Origin of the sequence: Paenibacillus sp. MZ04-78.2, from assembly GCF_024213375.1 — a bacterium.
In the GTDB taxonomy this organism is placed as follows: Bacteria; Bacillota; Bacilli; order Paenibacillales; family NBRC-103111; genus Paenibacillus_G.
On record NZ_JANAVJ010000032.1, the window covers coordinates 12,346 to 37,153 of the forward strand.

Below are 24,808 nucleotides of genomic sequence, written 5' to 3' on the forward strand. Positions count from 1 at the left end.
TCATTCTCCTTTCTCTTGCGCTTTCGCTGATTCATGGTCCGCATACTTTGTCAATGCAAACCGCAGCTTTCCGTTGGTGACTCGACCGGTAGTCATCATACTATCAGCCACTTCGCTGCTGATCGCCGGCAGAAGCTCAAGATGAATCACGTTTTTCTTTTTGGGTGCGTCTGATTTCCGTTTTCCGCCGTCTGCAATCCACACGTACCGTTGGTCTACGACGCCGATTATGACAGCGTACGATCCGGATTCCCGTCCCCGATTCACCCTTACGATTTGTCCGATCTGGGGCATGTTCGATGTTGCCATCGTGCTTTACTTACCGGGCAGCGTAAAAATCTCGTAGCCGTCCGGCGTAATCGCTATGGTATGCTCAAAATGCGCGCACAGTGTGCCATCCACCGTCACAACCGTCCAATTGTCTTCGAGGGTCTTAACATAACGTTCGCCCACGTTGACCATCGGCTCGATTGCAAGTACCATACCGGGCTTCAGCCGCGGACCTCGCCCTGGAATACCGTAGTTCGGAATCTGCGGCTCCTCGTGGAGCTTCGTTCCGATGCCATGTCCTACGTATTCCCGAACAACCGAAAAACCTTCATCTTCAATCACTTTTTGAATGGCGTGGGATATCGTGTACAGCCTGGCGTCCGGCTTGGCTTCGGCAAGTCCTGCATAAAGCGACCTTTCGGTTACTTCGAGCAGCTTGCGGGCCGTATCGGAAATCTCGCCAACACCGTAGGTCCATGCGGAATCCCCATGATATCCTTTGTACTCTGCACCGATGTCGAGACTGATGATGTCACCGTCTTTAAGCTTTCGTTGACTGGGTATGCCGTGAACCAGTTCGTCGTTGACCGAAGCGCAAATACTGCCAGGAAAACCACTGTAGCCTTTAAATGACGGAATTGCGCCCTGACTGCGAATAAAATCTTCTGCGATCTGGTCGAGCTGTTTCGTTGTAATATCGGGCTGAATGGCTTGCCGCAGCACCCGATGCGTTTCGGCGACAATCCGTCCCGCCTCCCGCATCAATTCCAATTCAGCAGCTGACTTACAGATGATCATTACGCAAGCCCCCGCAATTGTGAACTGATTTGTGCAGTAACCGTATTAATCTCTTGCTCACCGTTAACCTCACGCAATATTCCCTTGTTACGATAATACTCCAGAAGCGGAGCGGTTTTATTGATATACTCGTCCAAACGAGTCCCTACTTTTTCTTCGGTGTCATCCGAACGTTGATACAACTCGCCAGAACATTTGTCGCAAACATGCTCACGTGCAGGAGGGTTAAACAAGACATGATACGTAGCTCCGCAGGATTTACAGATCCGGCGACCTGTCAAACGGGCAAGCAGCAAATTCCGATCCACTTTCAGATTGATCACGTGCTCGATGGTTTTACCCAGCGAAGCCGAAATCTCATCCAATGCTTCAGCTTGGGAGATGGTTCTTGGAAAACCGTCCAGCAAAAAGCCCTTGCTGCAATCCGGCTGCTGAAGGCGTTCACGAACAATCCCGATCGTAATTTCATCCGGTACGAGCAAACCTTGATCCACATACTTCTTCGCTTCAAGCCCGAGCGGCGTTTCCTGCTTCATCGCCAGCCGAAAGGCATCTCCCGTAGAAATATGCGGAATTTGAAACTCATCAACGATACGTTCCGCCTGAGTACCTTTTCCTGCACCCGGGGGCCCCATAAAGATGACGTTCATCAGACTTCCTCCCCACTGGCATCTATCGATACTAACAGCACAATAGGTGCCGATAGCTTAAAGCACACTATCAGTACCTATTTGCTATTTATTAATGAAGCCTTTGTAGTGGCGTTTAATCAGTTGGCTCTCGATTTGTTTCATCGTCTCAAGTCCTACACCGATAACGATCAGCAAAGACGTACCGCCAATGGTAACGGAGTTCGGCAGTCCAGCCACAGAACCGATAATCATTGGAATTATCGAGATGGCAGCCAAGAAAAGCGCGCCGGACAATGTGATTCGGGTCATGACTCGCGTCAAGTAAACCGAGGTGGTTTTGCCCGGACGGATGCCTGGGATATATCCGCCATTTTTCTTCATCTGATCCGCCATTTGCACAGGATTCATCTGTACAAACGTGTAGAAATACGTAAAGCCGATGATCAACAAAACGTACAACACCATACCGAGCGGATGTGTGTAGTTCAAGTTGGTGATAATCCATTCCGCCACCGCGTTACCTCTCCAGAAGCTTGCAATCGTCGGAGGAAACACTAATAGCGAAAGCGCGAAGATGACCGGAATGACGCCAGCCGCGTTTACTTTAAGCGGAATGTGCGTCGACTGTCCTCCGAACATTTTGCGGCCTACCACCCGTTTTGCATACTGCACCGGAATTTTACGAACGCCTTGCTGGACGAAAATCACACCGGCGATCAAGGCAATGACCACGACGGCAATAATAACGACCTTCAAGATGTTAAGGAAGAGCGCGCCGCCTGCATCTGCAAATTGCGTTTGGTATATTTGTCCGATGCCAGTCGGGATTGCCGCAACAATCCCTGCGAAGATGATAATGGAAATACCATTTCCAATGCCATTTTCGGTGATTTGTTCCCCTAACCACATCAGAAAAGCAGTCCCAGCCGTAAGAACGATCGCGATCAACGCATACGTCGTAAAGGTCGGATTGATCACAAGACCGGCATACAGTCGGTTAAATCCGATCGCCAGGCCAAAGGCCTGAATGATTCCCAGCACGATGGTCCCGTAACGGGTGATTTGGCTTAACTTCTTTCTGCCGACTTCTCCTTCTTTAGCCCATTGCGTGAATGTCGGAATGACATCCATGGAAAGAAGCTGCACGATGATGGATGCCGTGATATACGGCATAATCCCCATCGCGAAGATGGAGAATTGGAACAACGCGCCGCCGGAGAATGTATTCAGCAAGCCGAATACACCACCTGCGTTAGCTTGGTCTTGAGCCTTGAGAATTTCTGTATTGATGTTAGGTACCGGAATAAAAGCACCAATTCTGTAGACGATCAGCACCAGAAGAGTGAACAGGATCCGTTTCCTCAGATCGTCTACTTTCATAATATTGGATATGGTACGAAACATTAAATCACCTCGGTTTTACCGCCGGCAGCCTGAATTTTCTCTACCGCAGATTGGGAGAACTTGCTGGCCTTAACGTTCAGTTGAACCGTGATTTCACCGTTACCCAAAATTTTGATGCCGTCTTTAGGGTTTTTCACGATACCGGATTCCAAAAGAACTTCAGGAGTTACTTCCGTACCTGCTGCAAACTTGTTCAGATCCTCTACGTTGATAACCGCATATTCCGTACGGAATCTGTTGTTAAATCCACGTTTTGGCAAGCGACGATAAAGCGGGTTCTGACCACCTTCGAAGCCGGGACGGACACCGCCGCCGGAACGGGAGTTTTGACCTTTGTGACCGCGAGTAGCTGTTTTACCCATCCCACTACCGATACCACGACCTACACGCTTGCGCGTGTCGCGGGAACCTGGGGCGGAAGAAAGCTCATGCAATTTCATCGTTTGCACCTCCTCTAGCTATATGTTAAAACCTTAAGCTTCAATTTCTTTAACTTCAACCAAGTGACTTACTTGGTTAACCATGCCGCGGATTGCAGCATTGTCTTGTTGAGTAACGGATTGATGCAGTTTGCGAAGTCCGAGAGCCGTAACCGTACGACGCTGAGTTTCAGGACGACCGATCAGGCTGCGCTTGAGGGTAATTTGCAGTTGCTTAGCCATGGTATCCCTCCTAACCTAAGAGTTCTTCTACGGTTTTACCGCGAAGCTTGGCAACCTCTTCCGCACGCTTCAGGCGCTGTAAGCCTTCCAGAGTAGCGTTAACCATGTTGATGGAGTTCGAAGACCCGAGGGACTTCGTCAGAATGTCGCCTACGCCTGCCAGTTCAAGAACCGCACGAACCGGGCCGCCGGCGATAACTCCGGTACCTTTCGAAGCAGGCTTAAGCAATACGCGTCCTGCGCCGAAATGTCCGATCACCATGTGAGGAATTGTCGTTCCGACGATAGGAACGTGAATCAGGTTTTTCTTCGCATCTTCGATACCTTTGCGAATCGCATCAGGTACCTCGGAAGCTTTCCCGATTCCCGCGCCTACCCAACCTTTGCCGTCGCCCACAACCACGAGTGCGCTAAAGCTGAAACGGCGACCGCCCTTTACGACTTTAGCTACGCGGTTAATATGAACGACTTTTTCAGTCAGTTCTAATGTATTGGGATCAATACGCAAGTCCTTTACCTCCTTATTGATGAATTGGATTAGAATTCAAGACCTGCTTCACGAGCAGCGTCTGCAAGTGCTTTAACACGTCCATGGTACAGGTAACCGCCGCGGTCAAAAACGACTTTCGCGATACCTGCTTTTTTCGCACGCTCAGCGATCAGAGCGCCGACTTTCGAAGCTGCTTCTGCGTTTCCGCCGTTTCCGAGCCCTTCTTTGAGCTCTTTGTCCTGCGTAGAAGCCGCTGCGATCGTTACGCCTTTAACGTCGTCGATCAGTTGCGCGTACATATGCTTAGAGGAACGGAAAATGTTCAAACGAGGACGTTCCGTCGTTCCTTGAATTTTCTTACGAACGCGAAGATGTCTTTTCAAACGCGCTTTGTTTTTATCGCCTTTGGTAATCATTCGAGGTTCACTCCTTTCGAGTTGGATCATCCGAAGTACGGATTATGCGATCAGCTTAAGCAGCCTTATTTCTTCTTACCGGCTTTACCTTCTTTGCGAAGGATACGCTCGCCTTCGTATTTAATACCTTTGCCTTTGTATGGCTCAGGCTCACGAACGGAACGAACTTTTGCTGCTGTAGCTCCAACCAACTCTTTGTCGATCCCTTTAACGATGATCTTAGTGTTGGTAGGAACTTCGAACTCGATACCGTTCTCCGGCTCGATTTCAACCGGGTGGGAGTAACCCACGTTCAGAACCAGCTTGTTGCCGGATTTGTTCGCACGGTAACCTACGCCGACGAGATCAAGAGATTTAGCAAAACCATCAGTTACTCCGCTAACCATGTTTTGTACAACGCTGCGGGTCGTACCATGCAGAGAGCGGTGCAATTTGTTGTCGGAAGGACGTTCTACGGTCAGAACATTGTCCTCAACGCTGATCTTCATATCTCTATGCAATTCACGGCTCAAAGTGCCTTTCGGACCTTTTACCGTAATGAGTGTATTGTCAATAGTCACGTTTACTCCGCTTGGGATCGTGATCGGTTTGCGACCAATACGGGACATGTTGTGCACCTCCGTTCATTCAAAATCTTGATTACCAAACGTAGCAGATTACCTCTCCGCCAGCTTTGGTTTGACGAGCTTCTTTATCCGTCATCACGCCTTTGGACGTGGACAGAATTGCGATTCCCAAACCGCCAAGTACGCGAGGCACTTCTTGGCTTTTCGCGTAAACGCGAAGGCCCGGTTTGCTGATTCTTTTGAGTCCTGTAATAACGCGCTCATTGTTAGGGCCGTATTTCAGGAACAAGCGGATGATGCCTTGCTTGCTGTCTTCGATATATTCAGCGTCACGAATGAAGCCTTCCTTCTTGAGGATCTCAGCGATTTCTCTTTTGACCTTCGAAGCCGGAATTTCGACAGTTTCATGACGAACGACGTTAGCGTTGCGGATGCGTGTAAGCATATCTGCAATTGGATCGGACATAACCATGTGTAGTGAACCTCCTTCCCGAGAGCTTAAAGTTTACCAGCTTGCTTTCTTCACGCCAGGAATCTGGCCTTTGTATGCCAATTCGCGGAAGCAAATTCTGCAAATTTTGAATTTCCGTAGTACGGAATGCGGGCGACCGCAGCGTTCGCAGCGTGTGTAAGCCTGCACCTTGAATTTCGGAGGACGCTGCTGCTTAATCTTCATCGAAGTTTTTGCCACTTCAGTTTACACCTCCAAAGTCTCCATTAGGAAACTTGCTTCGTAAGCATGTTATTTGGAAAACGGCATGCCCAATTGACCCAACAATTCGCGGGACTCTTCGTCCGTTTTAGCGGTTGTGACGATAACGATATCCATACCGCGCACTTTATCCACTTTATCGTACTCAACCTCTGGGAAGATGAGTTGTTCTTTCAAACCGAGCGTGTAGTTGCCGCGGCCGTCAAAAGCCTTGGTCGATACGCCGCGGAAGTCGCGTACGCGAGGAAGAGCAACGTTGAACAATTTATCCAAGAAGTGATACATACGCTCGCCTCGAAGCGTAACTTTCACACCGATCGGCATATTTTCACGCAGTTTAAAGCCTGCGATCGATTTTTTCGCTCTGGTGATAACCGGCTTTTGTCCGGAGATCAACTGCAGATCGTTAACAGCGGTATCGAGCACTTTGGAGTTAGCAACTGCTTCGCCAACACCCATGTTGATAACCACTTTTTCAATTTTCGGAACCTGCATCACCGTGGTGTAGTTGAATTTCTGCATCAGGGCAGGCGTAATTTCGTTCAAAAAGCGATCTTTCATTCTTGCAGCCATGAATCCGTGTACCTCCTTTCTTACTTATACGATTAGTCGATAACTTCGCCGGATTTTTTCGCAACGCGAACTTTTTTGCCGTTGTCCAGCACTTTGTAACCTACGCGAGTAGGTTGGCCGCTCTTCGGATCTACCAGCATCACGTTGGATGCGTGGATCGGAGCTTCTTGCGTGATAATGCCGCCTTGCGGATTTTGTTGGGAAGGCTTCGAATGCTTCTTGATCATGTTCACGCCTTCGACCAGCACACGGTTTTCACGAGGGAATGCTGCGATAACGCGGCCCTTCTTCCCTTTGTCTTTACCGGTGATAACAAAAACCGTATCGTCTTTTTTCACGTGCAATTTATTGTTGTGAGACTCGAGTTTCTTCGGTTGTTTTGGCACTGTGTACACCTCCTACAAACTTTCCTATGAAAGCCGACTTTGTAAGCAGCTGCTTGGTTTATTAGATAACTTCCGGAGCCAGAGAAACGATCTTCATAAAGTCTCTGTCGCGAAGTTCACGAGCAACCGGCCCGAAGATACGTGTGCCGCGCGGGCTCTTATCTTCCTTTACAACTACGGCTGCGTTTTCGTCAAAGCTGATGTAGGATCCGTCCTTACGGCGAGCACCGCGTCTCGTACGTACGACTACTGCTTTAACAACGTCGCCTTTTTTGACAACGCCGCCTGGTGTTGCTTCTTTCACGGAGCAGATGATCAGATCACCGATGTTAGCCGTACGACGACCCGTACCACCCAACACGCGGATACACATCAGTTGCTTCGCACCAGAGTTGTCAGCTACGTTCAAACGAGTAAAAGGTTGAATCATTGTGTATTCCCTCCTTCCGGAATTGATGCCCGATGCTTATATTAAACGATAACCGCTTTTTCTACGACTTCGACCAGTCTCCAACGCTTGTCTTTGGAAAGCGGACGAGTTTCCATGATTTTAACAACATCGCCGATTTTCGCTTCGTTGTTTTCGTCATGAGCTTTGAATTTTTTCGTATATTTAATGCGTTTGTGGTACAAGTCGTGTTTTTTGTAGGTTTCTACAGCCACAACGATGGTTTTGTCCATTTTGTCGCTTACGACTTTACCCAGCTGCGTTTTACGCTCGTTGCGTTCAGCCATTCTGAGATCCTCCTCTCTCATTCATTAACTAGTGATTCCCAATTCTCTTTCACGCAAAACAGTCTTTGCCCGGGCAATCTCTTTGCGGACTTTTTGAATTTGTACGGGATTATCCAGTTGACCTGTAGCCAGTTGAAAACGGAGGTTAAAGAGCTGCTCTTTAAATCCGGCAATCTTTTGTTCGATCTCAGCAGTGGTTAAGTTGCGAAATTCACTAGCTTTCATTTGCTTCACCACCTACTTCTTCTCTTTTCACAAACTTCGTTTTGATCGGCAGCTTGTGAGAGGCGAGACGCATAGCTTCACGGGCGATTTCTTCGCTTACGCCGGCAAGTTCGAACATAACTTTACCCGGCTTAACGACAGCAACCCATTTTTCTACGTTACCTTTACCGCTACCCATCCGAACTTCAAGCGGCTTTTGGGTGATCGGTTTGGAAGGGAAAATTTTGATCCAAACTTTACCGCCCCGCTTGATGTAACGAGTCATCGCAATACGGGCAGCTTCGATTTGACGGTTGGTTACCCAAGCCGGCTCCATCGCTTGCAAGCCGTATTCGCCGAAATGAACTTCCGTACCGCCTTTGGCGCGACCGCGCATATTTCCGCGGTGCTCTTTGCGGTGTTTCACACGTTTAGGAACTAACATGATTAGTTGCCTCCTTCCGTAGCAGCCTTTTTCTTAGCCGTTGGAAGAACTTCGCCACGATAGATCCATACTTTTACGCCGATCCGACCGTAAGTGGTGTGAGCTTCTGCCGTACCGTAGTCGATGTCCGCACGCAATGTATGAAGAGGAACCGTACCCTCGCTGTAACCTTCCGTTCTGGCGATTTCCGCTCCGCCCAGACGACCGCTGACCGATGTCTTGATCCCTTTTGCACCGGCTCTCATCGTTCTTTGAATCGCTTGCTTCAGTGCACGACGGAACGATACGCGACGCTCCAATTGTTGTGCAATGCTTTCTGCAACCAAGATCGCATCCAGTTCCGGATGTTTTACTTCAGAGATGTTGATGTGTACTTTTTTGCCGTTCGTCAGCTTAGTCAGATAACCGCGGATAACTTCAACCTCAGAACCGCCTTTACCGATAACCATGCCTGGCTTCGCCGTATGAATCGTCACGTTCACGCGATTAGCGGCACGCTCGATTTCAATGCGGGAAACGGCAGATTCTTTCAACTTTTGTTTCAAATATTCACGGATTTTTACGTCTTCCATCAGCAAATCGCCGAAATCTTTACCGGCGTACCATTTGGATTCCCAATCACGGATAATGCCGATACGAAGTCCTACCGGGTTTACTTTTTGACCCACACGTTGTCCCTCCTTATTTTTCAGATACCACTAATGTAATGTGGCTGGTACGTTTATTGATGCGGCTCGCACGACCCATCGCACGAGGGCGGAATCTTTTCAAAGTCGGGCCTTGGTCCACAAATACTTGCGAAACCACCAGACTATTAGGATCCATGGAGTAGTTATGCTCCGCATTGGCAATAGCTGAGTTGAGCAATTTCTCAACGATCGGGGAAGCCGCTTTCGGCGTGTGACGCAGGATGGCGATCGCTTCGCCCACTTGCTTGCCGCGGATCAAGTCAACAACGAGTTGCGCTTTGCGCGGAGCAATTCGAACGTATCTTACAATAGCTTTAGCTTGTTGCATGGATGTACCTCCTCTCATTCACAAACTGATCTGTAGGTTCCGAGCCTAGCGTCTACCCGTCTTCTTGTCATCGTCGTGCCCTTTGTAAGTACGGGTTGGTGCAAACTCACCGAGTTTATGTCCGACCATGTCTTCCGTTACGTATACCGGAACATGCTTTCTGCCGTCATACACACCGAACGTGTGACCGATGAATTGCGGGAAAATCGTGGAGCGGCGAGACCAAGTTTTGATCACTTGCTTCTTCACACCCTCAACGTTCATGCCTTCGACTTTCTTCAAAAGGTAGCCATCTACGAAAGGCCCTTTTTTCAAACTGCGACCCATTCTTCGTTCCTCCCTTCTTTAACCGAACCGAAAAAGTAATTACTTCGTGCGGCGACGTACAATATATTGATTGGAAGCTTTGTTTTTCTTCCGCGTTTTGTATCCGAGCGTCGGTTTGCCCCATGGAGACATCGGGGATTTGCGTCCGATCGGGGAGCGACCTTCACCACCACCGTGCGGGTGATCGTTCGGGTTCATAACGGAACCGCGAACTTCCGGTCTTTGACCGAGCCAACGGGAACGGCCGGCTTTACCGATTTTCACAAGTTCGTAATCTTCGTTACCTACGGAACCGATAGTCGCGCGGCAAACTTTGAGGATTTTTCTCATTTCGCCGGAAGACAAGCGAACCGTTACATACTTCTCTTCTTTACCAAGCAATTGAGCTTCCGTACCGGCTGCGCGAACCAATTGTCCACCTTTGCCAGGCTTCAGCTCGATGTTGTGGATAACCGTACCTACCGGAATGTTTTCCAAAGGAAGCGCGTTACCGATTTTGATGTCAGCACCTGGACCGGATACGATTTGGTCGCCCACTTTCAAGCCTTTTGGAGCGATGATGTAGCGTTTCTCGCCATCCACATAGTGGATCAATGCGATGTTAGCGGAACGGTTCGGGTCGTATTCGATTGTAGCAACGCGACCAGGTATTCCATCTTTGTTCCGTTTGAAATCGATGATGCGGTATTTACGTTTGTGTCCGCCGCCTTGGTGACGAACCGTAATTTTACCTTGGTTGTTCCGACCCGCTTTTTTGCTCAAAGGAGCCAAAAGCGATTTCTCCGGTGTGGATGTTGTGATTTCTTCAAAAGTAGAAACCGACATCGCACGTCTTGCAGGAGAGGTTGGTTTATATTTTTTAATTGGCACGTGGATTCCCTCCTTACTTCAAAAAATTAAACTTGCGAGTTTTCAAAGAACTCCAGCTCTTTGCTGTCTGCGCTTAAAGTGACGATCGCTTTTTTCCACTCGGACGTGTATCCGGAATAACGGCCATAACGCTTCGGCTTCGCCGGCATTCTGAGCGTATTTACGTTCGTTACTTTTACTTTGAAGATTTGCTCGATCGCTTGTTTGACTTCCGTTTTATTCGAACGGATGTCTACTTCGAACACATATTTCTTTTCCGCCATCATTTCGCTGGAACGTTCGGTAATGACCGGGCGCTTGATAATATCGCGAGGGTTCTTCATTACGCAAACACCTCCTCTACCTTTTGCACCGCATCCTTCGTAATGATCAGCTTGTCGTAGACCATAACATCAAGCACATTAATCCCTTCGGCAGCAACAAACTTCACGCCAGGAATGTTACGTGCGGACAATGCTACGTTTTCGTCATAAGCAGCCGTCACAACCAAAGCTTTACGATCCACTTTGAGGTTATTCAAAATCGCTACAAATTCTTTCGTTTTCGGTTGAGCCAATTGCAATTGGTCAAGCACGATAATTTCGCTCGCCTTCACCTTGGAAGACAACGCGGACTTGATTGCCAAACGACGAACTTTTTTAGGCAGTTTGTAGGCATAGCTGCGAGGTGTCGGACCAAAAACGGTACCGCCGCCTTTCCATTGCGGAGAGCGGATGCTACCTTGACGAGCACGACCTGTGCCTTTTTGTTTCCACGGTTTACGGCCACCGCCGCGAACCTCGGAACGACCTTTCGTTTTATGCGTACCGGCACGAAGGGACGCACGCTGCATCAATACCGCTTCATTCAATACATGAACGTGCGGCTCGATTCCGAACACGCTATCCGCGAGTTCCACTTCGCCTACTTGGGTACCACTAACATTAAACACTGCTACTTTTGGCATTTGTTATCCTCCTTTCCTGCTTTCTTACTTCTTCACCGAAGACTTTATCGTAACGAAGCTATTTTTAGGACCCGGAATGGAGCCTTTGATCAGAAGAACGTTGCGCTCAACGTCTACTTTCACAACTTCGAGCTTTTGAATCGTAACGGTTTCCGTACCCATGTGACCCGGCAATTTCTTACCTTTCGGAACACGGTTAGCCTGGATGGAACCCATCGAACCCGGACCACGATGGTAACGGGAACCGTGAGACATCGGGCCAGTGGATTGGTTATGTCTTTTGATAACGCCTTGGAATCCTTTACCTTTGGACGTTCCTGTTACATCAACGAATTCACCTTCGGAGAATACGTCGGCTTTGATTTCTTGGCCAACTTCATACTCAGAAATCTGAACGCCGCGAAGCTCCTTAACGTAGCGCTTAGGCGTTGCGCCCGCTTTTTTCGCATGGCCCAACTCAGGTTTGTTCGCGTTCTTTTCTTTCTTATCGGCAAAACCGATTTGGATGGCTTCGTAACCGTCGTTCTCCGAATCCTTCTTCTGCAGCACTGCGCAAGGACCCGCTTGGATTACAGTTACCGGCACAACCAATCCTTCCGGCGTAAATACTTGAGTCATCCCAAGCTTTTTACCTAAGATACCTTTTGTCATCGTTGACACCTCTTTTCCTCTCTTGCTTGTCGCTTATTTATCCACAAACGTATATTACAGTTTGATTTCGATATCCACACCGGACGGCAGGTCCAGACGCATCAGCGCATCAACGGTTTGCGGCGTCGGATTGACGATATCGATCAAACGCTTATGTGTGCGCATTTCGAATTGCTCACGCGAATCTTTGTACTTGTGAACCGCGCGCAGAATCGTGATGATTTGCTTCTCGGTCGGAAGCGGAATCGGACCAGACACTCCTGCACCGGAACGTTTGGCTGTTTCCACGATCTTCTCTGCGGATTGATCCAGCACTCTGTGATCATAAGCCTTCAAACGAATACGAATCTTTTGCTTTGCCATAGTATTCCCTCCTTCTATCGTCCAATTTAGTATCGGACATACTCCGTGAAAATTTCCTGACGCCGTCCTTATGGCAAAGGGGCCGGGTGTGTCAGCAACCTCTCACATCATCGCAACGTCACAGACCAACGTTCACTATTATATTAAAAGCAAAAGCAAAAAGCAAGAAAAAATTCGACATTTGCCTAAAAAAATTAAAAAGCCCTTCATCTCATAGAGATGAAGGGCAAAGTCCGGAGACTAGGATTACTTCGTGATGGAAGCAACGGCACCGGCACCAACGGTACGGCCGCCTTCGCGGATAGCGAAGCGAGTACCTTCTTCGATAGCGATCGGAGCGATCAGCTCAACCGTTACCGTGATGTTGTCGCCAGGCATAACCATCTCTGTGCCTTCTGGCAGGCTGATGATACCCGTAACGTCCGTTGTACGGAAGTAGAATTGCGGACGGTAGCCAGTGAAGAACGGCTTATGACGTCCACCCTCTTCTTTAGTCAAAACGTAGATTTGAGCGGAGAAGTTCGTGTGCGGTTTAACCGAACCCGGTTTAGCCAAAACTTGTCCACGCTCGATGTCTTTACGGTCTACACCGCGAAGCAGTGCGCCGATGTTGTCGCCCGCTTGAGCGGAATCCAGAAGCTTACGGAACATTTCTACGCCCGTAACAACGGATTTGCGAGTTTCTTCAACCAGACCGATGATTTCGATCTCGTCACCGACTTTAACTACACCGCGGTCTACGCGACCTGTAGCTACGGTACCACGACCAGTGATCGTGAACACGTCCTCTACCGGCATCAAGAAAGGCTTGTCAGTGGCGCGCTCAGGCGTCGGGATGTAGGAATCGATGTGCTCAAACAGCTCAACGATTTTGTCAGCCCAAGGACCGTCTGGGTTTTGCAATGCTTCACGAGCTGCACCGCGAACGATTGGAGTGTCGTCGCCCGGGAACTCATACTCGTTGAGCAGGTCGCGAACTTCCATTTCAACCAGCTCAAGAAGCTCTTCGTCTTCAACCATGTCGCATTTGTTGAGGAATACGACGATGTAAGGTACGCCTACTTGGCGGGACAGCAGGATGTGCTCGCGAGTTTGCGGCATAGGGCCGTCAGCTGCGGATACAACCAGAATCGCGCCGTCCATTTGAGCCGCACCAGTGATCATGTTTTTAACGTAGTCAGCGTGGCCTGGGCAGTCAACGTGTGCGTAGTGACGGTTAGGAGTTTCATATTCAACGTGCGCAGTGGAGATCGTGATACCGCGCTCGCGCTCTTCCGGAGCTTTGTCGATTTGGTCGAATGCTACAGCAGCACCGCCGTATTTTCTGGACAATACAGTCGTGATTGCAGCAGTCAAAGTTGTTTTACCATGGTCAACGTGACCGATGGTACCAATGTTAACGTGCGGTTTATTACGCTCAAATTTCGCTTTTGCCATGAGTAGATTGCCTCCTTAAATAACTAAATATATTAGGCGCCTTTGTGCTTGGAGACGATTTCGTCTGCAATGGACTTAGGCACTTCTTCATAATGGGAAATTTCCATCGAGTATACGCCGCGACCTTGCGTACGGGAACGTAGTGTCGTGGAGTAACCGAACATTTCGGAGAGAGGCACTTTCGCACGAATGATTTGAGCTCCGTGTCGAGTATCCATACCCTCGATCCGTCCGCGGCGGGAGTTCAGGTCGCCCATAACGTCGCCCATGTACTCTTCCGGTACGGTAACTTCCACTTTCATGATTGGCTCAAGCAGAACCGGGCGGCATTTTTCCGCAGCGGCTTTGAGGGCCATGGAACCTGCGATTTTAAACGCCATCTCGGAGGAGTCAACATCATGGTAAGATCCGTCGACAACGGTAGCTTTGATGTCTACAAGCGGGAAGCCTGCATACACGCCGTTTTTCATCGACTCTTCGATACCAGCTTGGATCGGCGCAACGTATTCTCTCGGAATCGCACCGCCGACGATCTTGCTCTCAAATTGGAAGCCTGTTCCCGCCTCAAGAGGTTCGAACTCCACCCAACAGTGTCCGTATTGACCGCGGCCACCGGATTGGCGAACGAATTTACCTTCGACTCTGGCCGCTTGACGGAATGTTTCGCGGTAAGCAACCTGCGGTTTACCCACGTTGGTTTCTACCTTGAACTCGCGAAGCATACGGTCAACGAGAATCTCAAGGTGAAGCTCACCCATACCTGCGATAATCGTTTGGCCTGTTTCTTCGTCCGTGTGAGCGCGGAAGGTCGGGTCTTCTTCGGACAGTTTTGCCAAAGCAATACCCATTTTGTCTTGGTCGGCTTTTGTTTTCGGCTCAACCGCGAGTTGGATAACCGGCTCTGGGAAGTTCATCGACTCCAGGATAACTGGGTTTTTCTCGTCGCAAAGGGTGTCGCCGGTCGTTGTATCCTTCAAGCCTACGGCAGCTGCAATATCACCAGCATATACGACGCTGATTTCTTGACGGCTGTTCGCATGCATTTGGAGAATACGGCCGATCCGTTCACGCTTGCCTTTCGTTGCATTGACCACGTAGGAACCGGAGTTAAGGACACCGGAGTATACGCGGAAGAATGTCAACTTACCGACAAACGGGTCTGTCATGATTTTGAACGCCAGCGCTGAGAAAGACTCTTCGTCGGAGGATTTGCGCACAACTTCCGTTCCGTCTTCCAACGTACCTTTGATATCCGGTACGTCGATCGGGGATGGAAGGTACGCAACAACGGCATCCAACATAGGCTGTACGCCTTTGTTTCTGTACGAAGATCCGCAGATAACCGGGAAGATTTTCACTTCACATACCCCTTTACGAAGGGCAGCCTTGATTTCATCAACGGTGATCTCTTCGCCTTCGAGGTATTTCATTGTGAGTTCTTCGTCCAGCTCGGCAACTTTCTCGATAAGCTCTGTACGGAGCTCTTCGACTCTTTCCTTGTAGTCTTCCGGGATTTCGCTTTGCTCAACGTCTTTACCAAGGTCGTCTTTATAGATATAGGCGACTCGTTCAACCAGATCGATAATGCCTTTGAAATCACTCTCGGCACCGATCGGCAGTTGAATGGCAACGGCATTTGCACCCAATTTGTCGCGCATTTGCTGTACGGCACCCAGGAAGTCTGCGCCGATGATATCCATCTTGTTGACGTAAGCAATCCGAGGAACGCCGTAACGGTCCGCTTGACGCCAAACGGTTTCCGACTGCGGCTCAACGCCTTCCTTGGCACTGAATACGCCTACTGCTCCGTCCAATACGCGCAGGGAACGTTCAACTTCAACGGTGAAGTCAACGTGACCCGGGGTGTCGATAATATTGATGCGGTGACCTTTCCATTGAGCGGTTGTAGCGGCGGACGTGATCGTGATTCCGCGCTCCTGTTCCTGCTCCATCCAGTCCATCGTTGCGCCACCTTCGTGAACTTCACCGATTTTGTGCAAACGGCCTGTGTAGAACAGAATACGCTCGGTCGTGGTCGTCTTACCGGCATCAATATGCGCCATGATCCCGATGTTACGCGTATCTTTTAAGGAGAACTCTCTTGCCATCAGGTTGTCTCCTTCCTATTGATAGGAATAAAATTTTACCAACGATAGTGCGCGAACGCTCTGTTGGCTTCAGCCATTTTGTGCGTGTCTTCACGTTTTTTAACGGAAGCGCCCGTGTTGTTGCTTGCATCGATGATCTCTTGCGCCAGTCTTTCTTCCATCGTCTTCTCACCGCGCAGGCGGGAGTAGTTGACGAGCCAACGCAGTCCGAGCGTCGTGCGGCGTTCAGGTCTAACCTCAATCGGCACTTGGTAGTTAGCTCCCCCCACACGGCGGGCTTTAACTTCGAGAACAGGCATGATGTTTTTGATGGCTTGTTCGAAAACTTCCATCGGCTCTTTACCTGAACGCTCTTGAATCAGATTGAAAGCATTGTAAAGCAGTTGTTGTGCTACTCCTCTTTTACCATCAATCATGATGCGGTTGATCAAACGGGTAACAAGCTTGCTGTTATACACCGGATCTGGCAATACGTCTCTGCGAGTAACTGGACCTTTACGAGGCATAGTTATCCCCCTTTCTCAAAAAGTTCATTAGATTAGATTCCTACTCATTATTTCTTCACTTTCGGGCGTTTCGCGCCGTACTTGGAACGAGCTTGTTTACGGTTGTTCACGCCTGCAGTATCAAGCGCACCGCGAACGATATGGTAACGTACCCCCGGAAGGTCTTTTACCCGACCTCCGCGAATCAGAACCACGCTGTGCTCTTGCAGGTTATGTCCGATACCCGGGATGTAAGCTGTAACCTCGACACGGTTGGTCAAACGAACACGCGCATATTTACGAAGTGCGGAGTTCGGTTTCTTCGGCGTCATCGTACCTACACGAGTGCACACACCGCGTTTTTGAGGGGAGCTCAGATCCGTTACTTCTCTTTTCAGAGCGTTGAAGCCTCTTTGAAGAGCAGGGGATTTGGATTTTACAACTTTAGCTTGACGTCCTTTACGAACGAGCTGGTTAATTGTTGGCATATTGGCCACCTCCTTCATTGTAATGATGTTGCAATTTTCAAGCCCACAGATCCAGGCGAGTCGTAAATGAACAAAGGAAAAGTTTTTGCCCTCGATCCATCACTGTTTCTCGGACAAAAACGTCTATTCATTCACCACCGCAGCCACAGCTGCGCCTACATCGATTCCACACGCTTTACCTAACATTTTCATGGAGTCCACGTATGTCACTTTAACCCCGAATTTCTTGCAGAGGTTAACTATTTTTATCGTAATTCGCGGATCTGCATCTTTTGCAATGAACACTTCCGTGGCTTGACTTTGCTCCACCGTTTTCATCGCTTGCTTCGTGCCAATAGTCAGTTTCGCTGCCTGCTTCACTCTATCATAAGACATGTGACAACCCCTCCAAGGGCCAGGTGACGAGCCTCTAAAATGGCACACTTTGATATATTAGCACTTCAATTATACCCTGTCAAGAATAAAGACTTGCCTTTAAACAAGATTTTTCAATTCAAACTTTAAAGGCAAGTCTATGAGATGCTTTATTCTACCGTTACAGCTTCCGCCTCGGTCATTTCTTCATCCAGCGGAACGGCGTTCGGGTCGGTGATACGGATGTTGCGGTATCTCGACATCCCCGTACCGGCTGGAATCAGCTTCCCGATGATGACATTCTCCTTCAAGCCGAGCAGTTTGTCGACTTTACCTTTGATCGCCGCATCGGTAAGAACCCGGGTGGTTTCCTGGAACGATGCCGCAGACAGGAACGAGTCGGTCTCCAGCGACGCTTTGGTGATCCCGAGGAGCACCGGCTTCGCTACTGCAGGCTCTTCGCCCGCAAAGAGAGCCACTTTGTTCGCTTCCTCGTATTCGTGGATATCCACGAATGAGCCTGGAAGTAGCGTCGTATTGCCCGCATCGACGATACGGATTTTACGCAGCATCTGGCGGATCATAACCTCAACGTGCTTGTCGTTGATTTCCACCCCTTGGTTCCGGTACACGCGCTGAACCTCTTGCAAAATATAGTTCTGCACGCCGCGGATCCCTTTAATGCGCAGCATTTCTTTCGGGTCGATCGAACCCTCGGTCAGCTCGTCGCCAGCCTCTACGTTCTGGTTGACGGAGACCCGGATACGGGAACCGTAAGAGATGGAGTACACCTTGGATTCTGCTTCGCCTTGAACCTCGATCTCCCGACGGTCTTTGGCTTCGCGAATTTCTTTTACCACGCCGTCGATCTCCGAAATCGTCGCTTGCCCTTTCGGATTCCGCGCTTCGAAAAGCTCCTGAATCCGCGGCAAACCTTGGGTGATATCGTCGCCCGCAACGCCCCCGGTATGGAACGTACGCATCGTCAGCTGCGTTCCCGGTTCCCCGATGGATTGCGCCGCGATAATGCCTACGGCTTCGCCGATCTCAACGTGCTGGCCTGTCGCCAGGTTACGTCCGTAACACTTCTTGCACACCCCGTGTTTGGAGCGGCAGCTAAGTACGGAACGAATCTGTATTTTTTCGATGCCGGCATCAATAATCCGGTCGGCTTTTCCTGCATCAATCAGATCGTTGCGGGAAACAATGACTTCACCGGTCTTCGGATCGCGGATCGTTTCGAAGGAATAGCGACCTTCGATCCGGTCGTACAGATCCTCGATAACCTCTTTGCCGTCTTGAATACGGCTAACCAGGAAGCCTTTGTCGGTACCGCAATCCTCGTCGCGCACGATGACGTCCTGCGCTACGTCGACAAGACGGCGGGTCAGGTAACCGGAGTCAGCGGTACGAAGCGCCGTATCGGCCAAACCTTTCCGCGCACCGTGCGTGGAGATGAAGTACTCCAAGACCGTCAAGCCTTCGCGGAAGTTCGATTTGATTGGCAATTCGTAGATCCGGCCTGTCGGCGTCGCCATCAGACCGCGCATTCCGCCAAGCTGGGTGATCTGCGATTTGTTACCGCGCGCCTTGGACTCTACCATCATGTTAATGGAGTTGTATTTATCAAGCGACTTCATCAAAATGTCGGTAATTTCATCCTTCGCTTTACTCCAGATCGCAATGACGCGTTCATACCGCTCGTCGTCCGTTATCAGACCGCGACGGTATTGGTTCGTCACGACCTTGACTTTCTCGTCGGACTCTAGAAGAATTTGATCCTTCTCCTGCGGAACGGTAACGTCCGCCACCGCGATCGTGATTCCTGCCCGTGTAGAGTAGGTAAAGCCAAGCTGCTTAATGTTATCCAGCGTCACCGACGTTTGCGTCGTATGGTAACGGCGGAAGCATTCAGCGATGATTGTGCCGAGGTAGTCTTTACCTACGGCCTTCGTCTCCGGCAGCTCTTCCATCTTTTTGCGGATGTCTTCGCCTTTTTCGAATACGAAATAGGTATCCGACGGTCCGTTCAACAAGTTCGCTTTGGTCGCTTCGTTGATGTACGGGAAGTCCGTAGGATAAATCTCGTTAAAGATGATTTTTCCGACCGTTGTAATAAGCATCGCTTCTTGCTGCTCCGGCGTAAAGCTCGTTTTCCCGAGCGCTTTGGCCGGAATGGCTACGCGGGCATGAAGCGAAGCATCTCCGCGATGATACAGGGACACGGCTTCAGAAACGGTGCGAAGAATCGTCATCGAGCCTTTCGCTTGCCTATTATCGGTCGTCAAGTAGAAGCTGCCGAGAACCATATCCTGCGAAGGCGTAACGACAGGCTTGCCGTCTTTTGGGTTCAAAATGTTCCCCGAAGCCAGCATCAAGACGCGAGCTTCTGCTTGCGCTTCTGCAGACAGCGGCACGTGAACGGCCATCTGGTCTCCGTCGAAGTCGGCGTTATAGGCCGTACATACGAGCGGATGCAGCTTGATCGCGCGCCCTTCGACCAGGATCGGCTCAAACGCCTGAATCCCGAGACGGTGAAGCGTGGGGGCACGGTTAAGCAGGACCGGATGCTCTTTGATAACTTCTTCAAGCACGTCCCATACTTCCGGGCTAACGCGTTCTACTTTGCGCTTCGCGCTCTTGATGTTGTGTGCAAGACCTTTGTTGACAAGCTCCTTCATAACGAAAGGCTTAAACAGCTCAAGCGCCATTTCTTTTGGGAGCCCACATTGGTACATCTTCAGGCTCGGTCCGACGACGATAACGGAACGGCCGGAATAGTCAACCCGTTTACCGAGCAGGTTTTGACGGAAACGGCCTTGTTTCCCTTTCAGCATATGGCTGAGCGATTTGAGCGGACGGTTACCTGGACCCGTTACTGGACGGCCGCGGCGACCGTTGTCGATCAAGGCGTCTACGGCTTCCTGCAGCATCCGTTTCTCGTTCTGCACGATAATGTCGGGAGCGCCCAAGTCGAGCAGTCTTTTCAGACGGTTGTTCCGGTTAATTACCCGGCGGTACAGGTCGTTCAGGTCGGAAGTCGCAAAACGTCCGCCGTCCAACTGCACCATCGGACGGAGCTCCGGAGGGATGACCGGCAGTACGTCCAGCACCATCCACTCCGGCATATTTTTCGAGTTACGGAACGCTTCCATGACTTCCAACCGTTTGATTGCGCGGTTGCGGCGTTGCCCTTGTGCGGTCTTCAGTTCTTCCTTCAGCGTATCGACTTCTTTCTCGATGTCGATGTCCTGCAGAAGCTTCTTCACCGCTTCGGCGCCCATGCCAGCTTGGAACGCATAGCCGTACTTTTCGCGATAGCTGCGGTATTCTTTCTCGGAGAGCAGCTGTTTTTTCTCCAGCGGCGTATCTCCCGGATCCGTTACAACATAGGATGCGAAGTAGATGATCTCCTCTAACGAACGGGGAGACATGTCAAGCGCAAGCCCCATGCGGCTCGGAATGCCTTTGAAGTACCAAATATGCGAAACCGGCGCAGCCAGTTCAATATGGCCCATGCGCTCGCGGCGAACTTTTTGGCGAGTAACCTCTACGCCGCATCGGTCACAGACGACGCCTTTGTAACGGACGCGTTTATATTTACCGCAATGACATTCCCAGTCTTTGGTCGGCCCGAAGATTTTCTCGCAGAACAAGCCTTCCTTTTCCGGCTTCAACGTTCGGTAGTTGATCGTTTCCGGCTTCTTCACTTCGCCTCTGGACCACGAACGGATCTTGTCGGGGGAAGCCAATCCGATTTTCATGTACTCAAAATTATTGACGTCGATCAAGGAGCAACCCTCCTCCATGTTTTGTGCAGCAAATTCTGTGTGCGGGCATATGCCCATGACTTACGTCTGCAAAGCATTCCATCTCAGCCTTACTCTACACCAATCTCCGCGCCTTCGAGATTCAGGTTCAGCTTGTCGCTGGTTACCTCATCCTCGTCGTCCATTTCCTTCATTTCGATCTCTTCTTCATTCTCGGACAAGATTTTCACATCCATACCCAAGCTTTGAAGCTCTTTGATCAATACTTTGAAGGATTCCGGAACGCCCGGCTCCGGAACGTTCTCACCCTTGACGATTGATTCGTACGTCTTCACGCGGCCGACGACATCGTCGGACTTGACCGTCAAGATTTCCTGCAGCGTATAAGCTGCGCCGTACGCCTCAAGCGCCCAAACTTCCATCTCCCCGAAGCGCTGGCCGCCGAACTGCGCTTTACCGCCGAGCGGCTGCTGCGTAACGAGAGAGTATGGTCCCGTAGAACGGGCATGGATTTTATCGTCAACCATGTGCGCCAGCTTGATCATGTACATGACGCCAACGGTAACTTCGCGTTCAAACGATTCTCCGGTCCGGCCGTCATACAGCATCGTTTTACCGTTGCGCTGCATTCCGGCTTCTTCCATCGTATCGAAAACGTCGTACTCGCGGGCGCCGTCGAATACCGGCGTGGCCGTGTGAATACCGAGATATTTCGCGGCCATCCCCAAGTGAACTTCCAGCACCTGTCCGATATTCATCCGGGAAGGAACCCCCAGCGGGTTCAATACGACTTCAACCGGCGTCCCGTCCGGCATGAACGGCATGTCCTCTTCTGGCAAAATGCGCGCGATAACCCCTTTGTTACCGTGGCGTCCCGCCATTTTGTCGCCTTCGGAAATTTTCCGTTTTTGGGCGATATAAGCGCGTACCAATTGATTGACGCCTGGAGGAAGCTCGTCACCGTTCTCGCGGGTAAACACTTTCACGTCGACGACGATACCGTCCGTACCATGAGGTACGCGAAGCGAAGTGTCGCGGACTTCACGGGCTTTTTCACCGAAGATCGCGTGCAGAAGACGCTCTTCCGCCGTAAGCTCGGTTACCCCTTTAGGCGTAACTTTACCGACCAGAATATCGCCGGCGGCAATCTCCGCACCGACGCGAATAATGCCGCGTTCGTCCAAGTTCTTCAGCGCGTCTTCGCCCACGTTCGGAATATCGCGGGTGATTTCTTCCGGTCCGAGCTTCGTGTCGCGCGCTTCGGATTCGTATTCTTCAATGTGAATGGAAGTATAGACGTCTTCCTTCACTAACTTTTCGCTAAGCAGAATCGCGTCCTCGTAGTTGTAGCCTTCCCAAGTCATGAAAGCAACGACGACGTTGCGGCCAAGCGCCAGCTCGCCCTGTTCGGTCGAAGGACCGTCGGCCAAAATGTCGCCGACGCGCACCTGTTCGCCCTTATGGCAAATCGGACGCTGGTTGATGCAAGTTCCTTGGTTGGAGCGCAAAAACTTATGCAGCTTATGCTTGATAATGTCTCCGTTGACCAAGCGGCCGTCCACCATCTCCTGACGGCGCACCCAAATCTCGTTAGCCGAAACCCGTTCGACGACGCCGTTCACTTTGGAAACGATACATACGCCGGAATCTTTGGCCGATTTGTGCTCCATCCCCGTGCCGACAAGTGGCGACTTCGGAATAAGAAGCGGTACCGCCTGACGCTGCATGTTCGAACCCATCAGGGCACGGTTGGAGTCGTCATTTTCAAGGAACGGAATCAAAGCGGTCGCCACGGACACAACCTGTTTCGGGGAGACGTCCATGTAGTCGACTCGCTCTTTCGGAAGCGTCAAAATGTCGTCTTTGTAACGCACGATGACGGAGTCGTTCGCAAACTTGCCTTCCTCGGTCAGTTCGGCGTTCGCCTGAGCCACCACGTAATTATCCTCTTCATCGGCCGTCAGGTAGGAGATCTCATGCGTCACAACGTCCGTGTGCGGGTCAACGCGACGATAAGGCGCCTCGATAAAGCCGAATTCATTCACACGTGCAAAGGTCGAAAGGGAGTTGATCAACCCGATGTTCGGTCCCTCCGGCGTCTCAATCGGACACATCCGTCCATAGTGAGAGTGGTGAACGTCCCGGACTTCGAAACCTGCGCGCTCCCGCGTCAAACCGCCGGGTCCCAATGCGGACAAACGACGTTTGTGCGTAAGCTCGGCAAGGGGGTTCGTTTGGTCCATAAACTGCGAAAGCTGGGAGCTTCCGAAAAACTCTTTGATGGACGCAATGACCGGACGAATATTGATAAGCTGCTGCGGCGTGATGGTGTTCACGTCTTGAATCGACATCCGCTCGCGCACAACGCGCTCCATCCGGGACAAGCCGATCCGGAACTGGTTCTGCAGAAGCTCGCCGACGGAGCGCAGACGACGGTTCCCCAAGTGGTCGATGTCGTCCGTGCTGCCGATACCGTGCAGCAGGTTAATGAAATAGTTGATGGATGAGATAATATCGGCCGGGGTAATGTTTTTGACCGTTTTATCGATCTTGCCGTTGGCAATAACCTTAACGACCTTCCCATCCTCAAGCGGAGAATATACGCTGACGCACTGCAGCGGAATTTTATCCGACTCGGTCACACCGTTGATCACGTTGTATTCCGTGAAGCCGACGCTTTCTTCCAGATAAGGAATGATCGTGTCTAGCAGACGGCGATCGAGCAGTTGGCCGGCCTCGGCAACGATTTCTCCGGTATTCGTATCGACAAGCGTCTCTGCCAGCCGCTGATTGAACAGACGGTTTTTGATATGCAGCTTCTTGTTGATTTTGTACCGGCCGACGTTAGCCAGATCGTACCGTTTCGGATCGAAAAAGCGTGCAACAAGCAAGCTTCTCGCGTTATCCAGCGTAGGCGGCTCGCCCGGACGAAGACGCTCGTAGATCTCGATCAAGGCCTTGTCCGTCGAATCGGTATTGTCCTTGTCCAGCGTGTTGCGGATATACTCGTTGTCGCCGAGCAAATCTATGATTTCCGCATCGGTACCGAAACCAAGAGCGCGGAGCAGCACCGTGACCGGAATTTTCCGCGTACGGTCGATCCGCACGTAGATAATGTCCTTGGCGTCCGTCTCCAGCTCCAGCCAGGCTCCGCGGTTCGGGATCACGGTTGCCGTATATGTTTTCTTTCCGTTCTTATCGACTTTCGTGCTAAAATAAACGCTAGGGGAACGAACCAGCTGGCTGACGATAACCCGTTCAGCGCCGTTGATAATAAAGGTGCCTGTCTCGGTCATCAAAGGGAAGTCGCCCATAAACACTTCCTGCTCTTTAACCTCGCCGGTTTCTTTATTGATCAAGCGTACTTTCACACGAAGCGGTGCAGCAAAGGTGACGTCGCGTTCCTTGGATTCGTCGACCGAATACTTAGGCTCTCCCAAGCTGTAGTCGATAAATTCCAACACCAAATTCCCCGTAAAGTCTTGGATCGGGGAAATATCTTGAAACATTTCACGCAATCCCTCATCCAAAAACCATTGATATGATTTTTGTTGGATTTCAATCAGGTTCGGAACCTCCAAAACCTCATGAATCCGAGCGTATGACCTGCGTTTACGTCTACCTAATTGAACAAGATGTCCCGCCAACTTAGATTCACCCCTCATGTCTACTCAATAGAACAAAATAAAAGCCTCTTTG

At 50.5% G+C, this 24,808-nt stretch carries 32 protein-coding genes; all 32 read right to left on the reverse strand.

Annotation, left to right across the window (positions count from 1 at the left end; genetic code table 11):
* A complete protein-coding gene (locus NLX71_RS19335; protein ID WP_254365419.1) occupies window positions 1-309 on the reverse strand; it encodes a KOW domain-containing RNA-binding protein in 309 nt (102 codons plus the stop codon).
* Window positions 310-315: 6 nt separating this feature from the next.
* On the reverse strand, window positions 316-1,068 hold the full coding sequence (map, locus tag NLX71_RS19340; protein WP_254365420.1) for a type I methionyl aminopeptidase: 753 nt from the start codon (window positions 1,066-1,068) through the stop codon (window positions 316-318).
* Window positions 1,068-1,718: an adenylate kinase gene (locus tag NLX71_RS19345; RefSeq protein WP_254365421.1), complete on the reverse strand. Its 651-nt coding sequence runs from the start codon at window positions 1,716-1,718 to the stop codon at window positions 1,068-1,070. The genes map and NLX71_RS19345 overlap by 1 nt, the downstream gene beginning before the upstream one ends.
* Before the next feature lie 84 nt (window positions 1,719-1,802).
* Window positions 1,803-3,104, reverse strand: a complete 1,302-nt coding sequence (gene secY / locus NLX71_RS19350; protein WP_254365422.1) for a preprotein translocase subunit SecY — start codon at window positions 3,102-3,104, stop codon at window positions 1,803-1,805.
* Window positions 3,104-3,544, reverse strand: coding sequence for a 50S ribosomal protein L15 (gene rplO, locus NLX71_RS19355; protein WP_090674726.1), 441 nt, complete (start codon window positions 3,542-3,544; stop codon window positions 3,104-3,106). Before rplO ends, secY begins: the two co-directional genes overlap by 1 nt.
* A 33-nt stretch (window positions 3,545-3,577) precedes the next feature.
* Window positions 3,578-3,766 (reverse strand): 50S ribosomal protein L30, encoded by a 189-nt coding sequence (gene rpmD / locus NLX71_RS19360; RefSeq protein WP_010498853.1) that lies wholly within the window; start codon window positions 3,764-3,766, stop codon window positions 3,578-3,580.
* A gap of 10 nt (window positions 3,767-3,776) precedes the next feature.
* Window positions 3,777-4,274, reverse strand: coding sequence for a 30S ribosomal protein S5 (gene rpsE / locus NLX71_RS19365; RefSeq protein ID WP_010498854.1), 498 nt, complete (start codon window positions 4,272-4,274; stop codon window positions 3,777-3,779).
* Window positions 4,275-4,303: 29 nt separating this feature from the next.
* Complete coding sequence (gene rplR, locus NLX71_RS19370; RefSeq protein ID WP_253415853.1) at window positions 4,304-4,672, reverse strand: 50S ribosomal protein L18; 369 nt, start codon at window positions 4,670-4,672, stop codon at window positions 4,304-4,306.
* A 65-nt stretch (window positions 4,673-4,737) separates the two neighbouring features.
* Entirely contained in the window at window positions 4,738-5,280 is a 543-nt protein-coding gene (gene rplF, locus NLX71_RS19375) for a 50S ribosomal protein L6 (protein WP_090674730.1), read from the reverse strand.
* A gap of 31 nt (window positions 5,281-5,311) precedes the next feature.
* Window positions 5,312-5,710 carry a 30S ribosomal protein S8 gene (gene rpsH / locus NLX71_RS19380; protein ID WP_254365423.1) on the reverse strand — a complete coding sequence of 133 codons (399 nt, stop codon included), beginning with the start codon at window positions 5,708-5,710 and terminating at the stop codon, window positions 5,312-5,314.
* A 33-nt stretch (window positions 5,711-5,743) separates the two neighbouring features.
* Window positions 5,744-5,929, reverse strand: a complete 186-nt coding sequence (locus NLX71_RS19385) for a type Z 30S ribosomal protein S14 (RefSeq protein ID WP_010498863.1) — start codon at window positions 5,927-5,929, stop codon at window positions 5,744-5,746.
* Window positions 5,930-5,980: 51 nt separating this feature from the next.
* The gene (gene rplE / locus NLX71_RS19390; protein WP_254365424.1) at window positions 5,981-6,523 is read right to left on the reverse strand and encodes a 50S ribosomal protein L5; all 543 of its coding nucleotides are present in this window, start codon (window positions 6,521-6,523) and stop codon (window positions 5,981-5,983) included.
* A gap of 32 nt (window positions 6,524-6,555) precedes the next feature.
* Window positions 6,556-6,909 carry a 50S ribosomal protein L24 gene (rplX, locus tag NLX71_RS19395; protein ID WP_081481723.1) on the reverse strand — a complete coding sequence of 118 codons (354 nt, stop codon included), beginning with the start codon at window positions 6,907-6,909 and terminating at the stop codon, window positions 6,556-6,558.
* Window positions 6,910-6,970: 61 nt separating this feature from the next.
* Window positions 6,971-7,339, reverse strand: a complete 369-nt coding sequence (gene rplN, locus NLX71_RS19400; protein WP_010498867.1) for a 50S ribosomal protein L14 — start codon at window positions 7,337-7,339, stop codon at window positions 6,971-6,973.
* A 41-nt stretch (window positions 7,340-7,380) separates the two neighbouring features.
* The gene (gene rpsQ, locus NLX71_RS19405) at window positions 7,381-7,644 is read right to left on the reverse strand and encodes a 30S ribosomal protein S17 (RefSeq protein ID WP_013921152.1); all 264 of its coding nucleotides are present in this window, start codon (window positions 7,642-7,644) and stop codon (window positions 7,381-7,383) included.
* A 24-nt stretch (window positions 7,645-7,668) separates the two neighbouring features.
* The gene (rpmC, locus tag NLX71_RS19410) at window positions 7,669-7,869 is read right to left on the reverse strand and encodes a 50S ribosomal protein L29 (protein ID WP_013921153.1); all 201 of its coding nucleotides are present in this window, start codon (window positions 7,867-7,869) and stop codon (window positions 7,669-7,671) included.
* The gene (gene rplP / locus NLX71_RS19415; RefSeq protein WP_054976000.1) at window positions 7,859-8,293 is read right to left on the reverse strand and encodes a 50S ribosomal protein L16; all 435 of its coding nucleotides are present in this window, start codon (window positions 8,291-8,293) and stop codon (window positions 7,859-7,861) included. The genes rpmC and rplP overlap by 11 nt, the downstream gene beginning before the upstream one ends.
* A gap of 2 nt (window positions 8,294-8,295) precedes the next feature.
* Window positions 8,296-8,961: a 30S ribosomal protein S3 gene (gene rpsC, locus NLX71_RS19420; protein WP_254365425.1), complete on the reverse strand. Its 666-nt coding sequence runs from the start codon at window positions 8,959-8,961 to the stop codon at window positions 8,296-8,298.
* Between the two features lie 13 nt (window positions 8,962-8,974).
* The gene (rplV, locus tag NLX71_RS19425; RefSeq protein WP_010498872.1) at window positions 8,975-9,310 is read right to left on the reverse strand and encodes a 50S ribosomal protein L22; all 336 of its coding nucleotides are present in this window, start codon (window positions 9,308-9,310) and stop codon (window positions 8,975-8,977) included.
* Between the two features lie 45 nt (window positions 9,311-9,355).
* Window positions 9,356-9,637, reverse strand: coding sequence for a 30S ribosomal protein S19 (gene rpsS / locus NLX71_RS19430; RefSeq protein WP_090674738.1), 282 nt, complete (start codon window positions 9,635-9,637; stop codon window positions 9,356-9,358).
* A 39-nt stretch (window positions 9,638-9,676) separates the two neighbouring features.
* Entirely contained in the window at window positions 9,677-10,507 is an 831-nt protein-coding gene (gene rplB, locus NLX71_RS19435) for a 50S ribosomal protein L2 (protein WP_254365426.1), read from the reverse strand.
* A gap of 26 nt (window positions 10,508-10,533) precedes the next feature.
* On the reverse strand, window positions 10,534-10,830 hold the full coding sequence (gene rplW / locus NLX71_RS19440; RefSeq protein WP_010498877.1) for a 50S ribosomal protein L23: 297 nt from the start codon (window positions 10,828-10,830) through the stop codon (window positions 10,534-10,536).
* Window positions 10,830-11,453, reverse strand: a complete 624-nt coding sequence (gene rplD / locus NLX71_RS19445) for a 50S ribosomal protein L4 (RefSeq protein ID WP_254365427.1) — start codon at window positions 11,451-11,453, stop codon at window positions 10,830-10,832. The genes rplW and rplD overlap by 1 nt, the downstream gene beginning before the upstream one ends.
* A gap of 24 nt (window positions 11,454-11,477) precedes the next feature.
* The gene (gene rplC / locus NLX71_RS19450; RefSeq protein ID WP_090674746.1) at window positions 11,478-12,104 is read right to left on the reverse strand and encodes a 50S ribosomal protein L3; all 627 of its coding nucleotides are present in this window, start codon (window positions 12,102-12,104) and stop codon (window positions 11,478-11,480) included.
* 54 nt (window positions 12,105-12,158) lie between these two features.
* Window positions 12,159-12,467 (reverse strand): 30S ribosomal protein S10, encoded by a 309-nt coding sequence (rpsJ, locus tag NLX71_RS19455; RefSeq protein WP_006212922.1) that lies wholly within the window; start codon window positions 12,465-12,467, stop codon window positions 12,159-12,161.
* 246 nt (window positions 12,468-12,713) lie between these two features.
* Window positions 12,714-13,904 (reverse strand): elongation factor Tu, encoded by a 1,191-nt coding sequence (gene tuf / locus NLX71_RS19460; protein ID WP_254365428.1) that lies wholly within the window; start codon window positions 13,902-13,904, stop codon window positions 12,714-12,716.
* A gap of 32 nt (window positions 13,905-13,936) precedes the next feature.
* On the reverse strand, window positions 13,937-16,012 hold the full coding sequence (gene fusA, locus NLX71_RS19465) for an elongation factor G (RefSeq protein WP_254365429.1): 2,076 nt from the start codon (window positions 16,010-16,012) through the stop codon (window positions 13,937-13,939).
* Between the two features lie 35 nt (window positions 16,013-16,047).
* On the reverse strand, window positions 16,048-16,518 hold the full coding sequence (gene rpsG / locus NLX71_RS19470; RefSeq protein WP_254365430.1) for a 30S ribosomal protein S7: 471 nt from the start codon (window positions 16,516-16,518) through the stop codon (window positions 16,048-16,050).
* A gap of 47 nt (window positions 16,519-16,565) precedes the next feature.
* Complete coding sequence (gene rpsL / locus NLX71_RS19475; RefSeq protein WP_254365431.1) at window positions 16,566-16,985, reverse strand: 30S ribosomal protein S12; 420 nt, start codon at window positions 16,983-16,985, stop codon at window positions 16,566-16,568.
* Between the two features lie 123 nt (window positions 16,986-17,108).
* The gene (locus NLX71_RS19480) at window positions 17,109-17,360 is read right to left on the reverse strand and encodes a ribosomal L7Ae/L30e/S12e/Gadd45 family protein (protein WP_254365432.1); all 252 of its coding nucleotides are present in this window, start codon (window positions 17,358-17,360) and stop codon (window positions 17,109-17,111) included.
* Window positions 17,361-17,509: 149 nt separating this feature from the next.
* Complete coding sequence (gene rpoC / locus NLX71_RS19485; protein WP_254365433.1) at window positions 17,510-21,130, reverse strand: DNA-directed RNA polymerase subunit beta'; 3,621 nt, start codon at window positions 21,128-21,130, stop codon at window positions 17,510-17,512.
* Between the two features lie 89 nt (window positions 21,131-21,219).
* Complete coding sequence (gene rpoB / locus NLX71_RS19490; protein ID WP_254365434.1) at window positions 21,220-24,774, reverse strand: DNA-directed RNA polymerase subunit beta; 3,555 nt, start codon at window positions 24,772-24,774, stop codon at window positions 21,220-21,222.
* Window positions 24,775-24,808 lie beyond the last annotated feature (34 nt).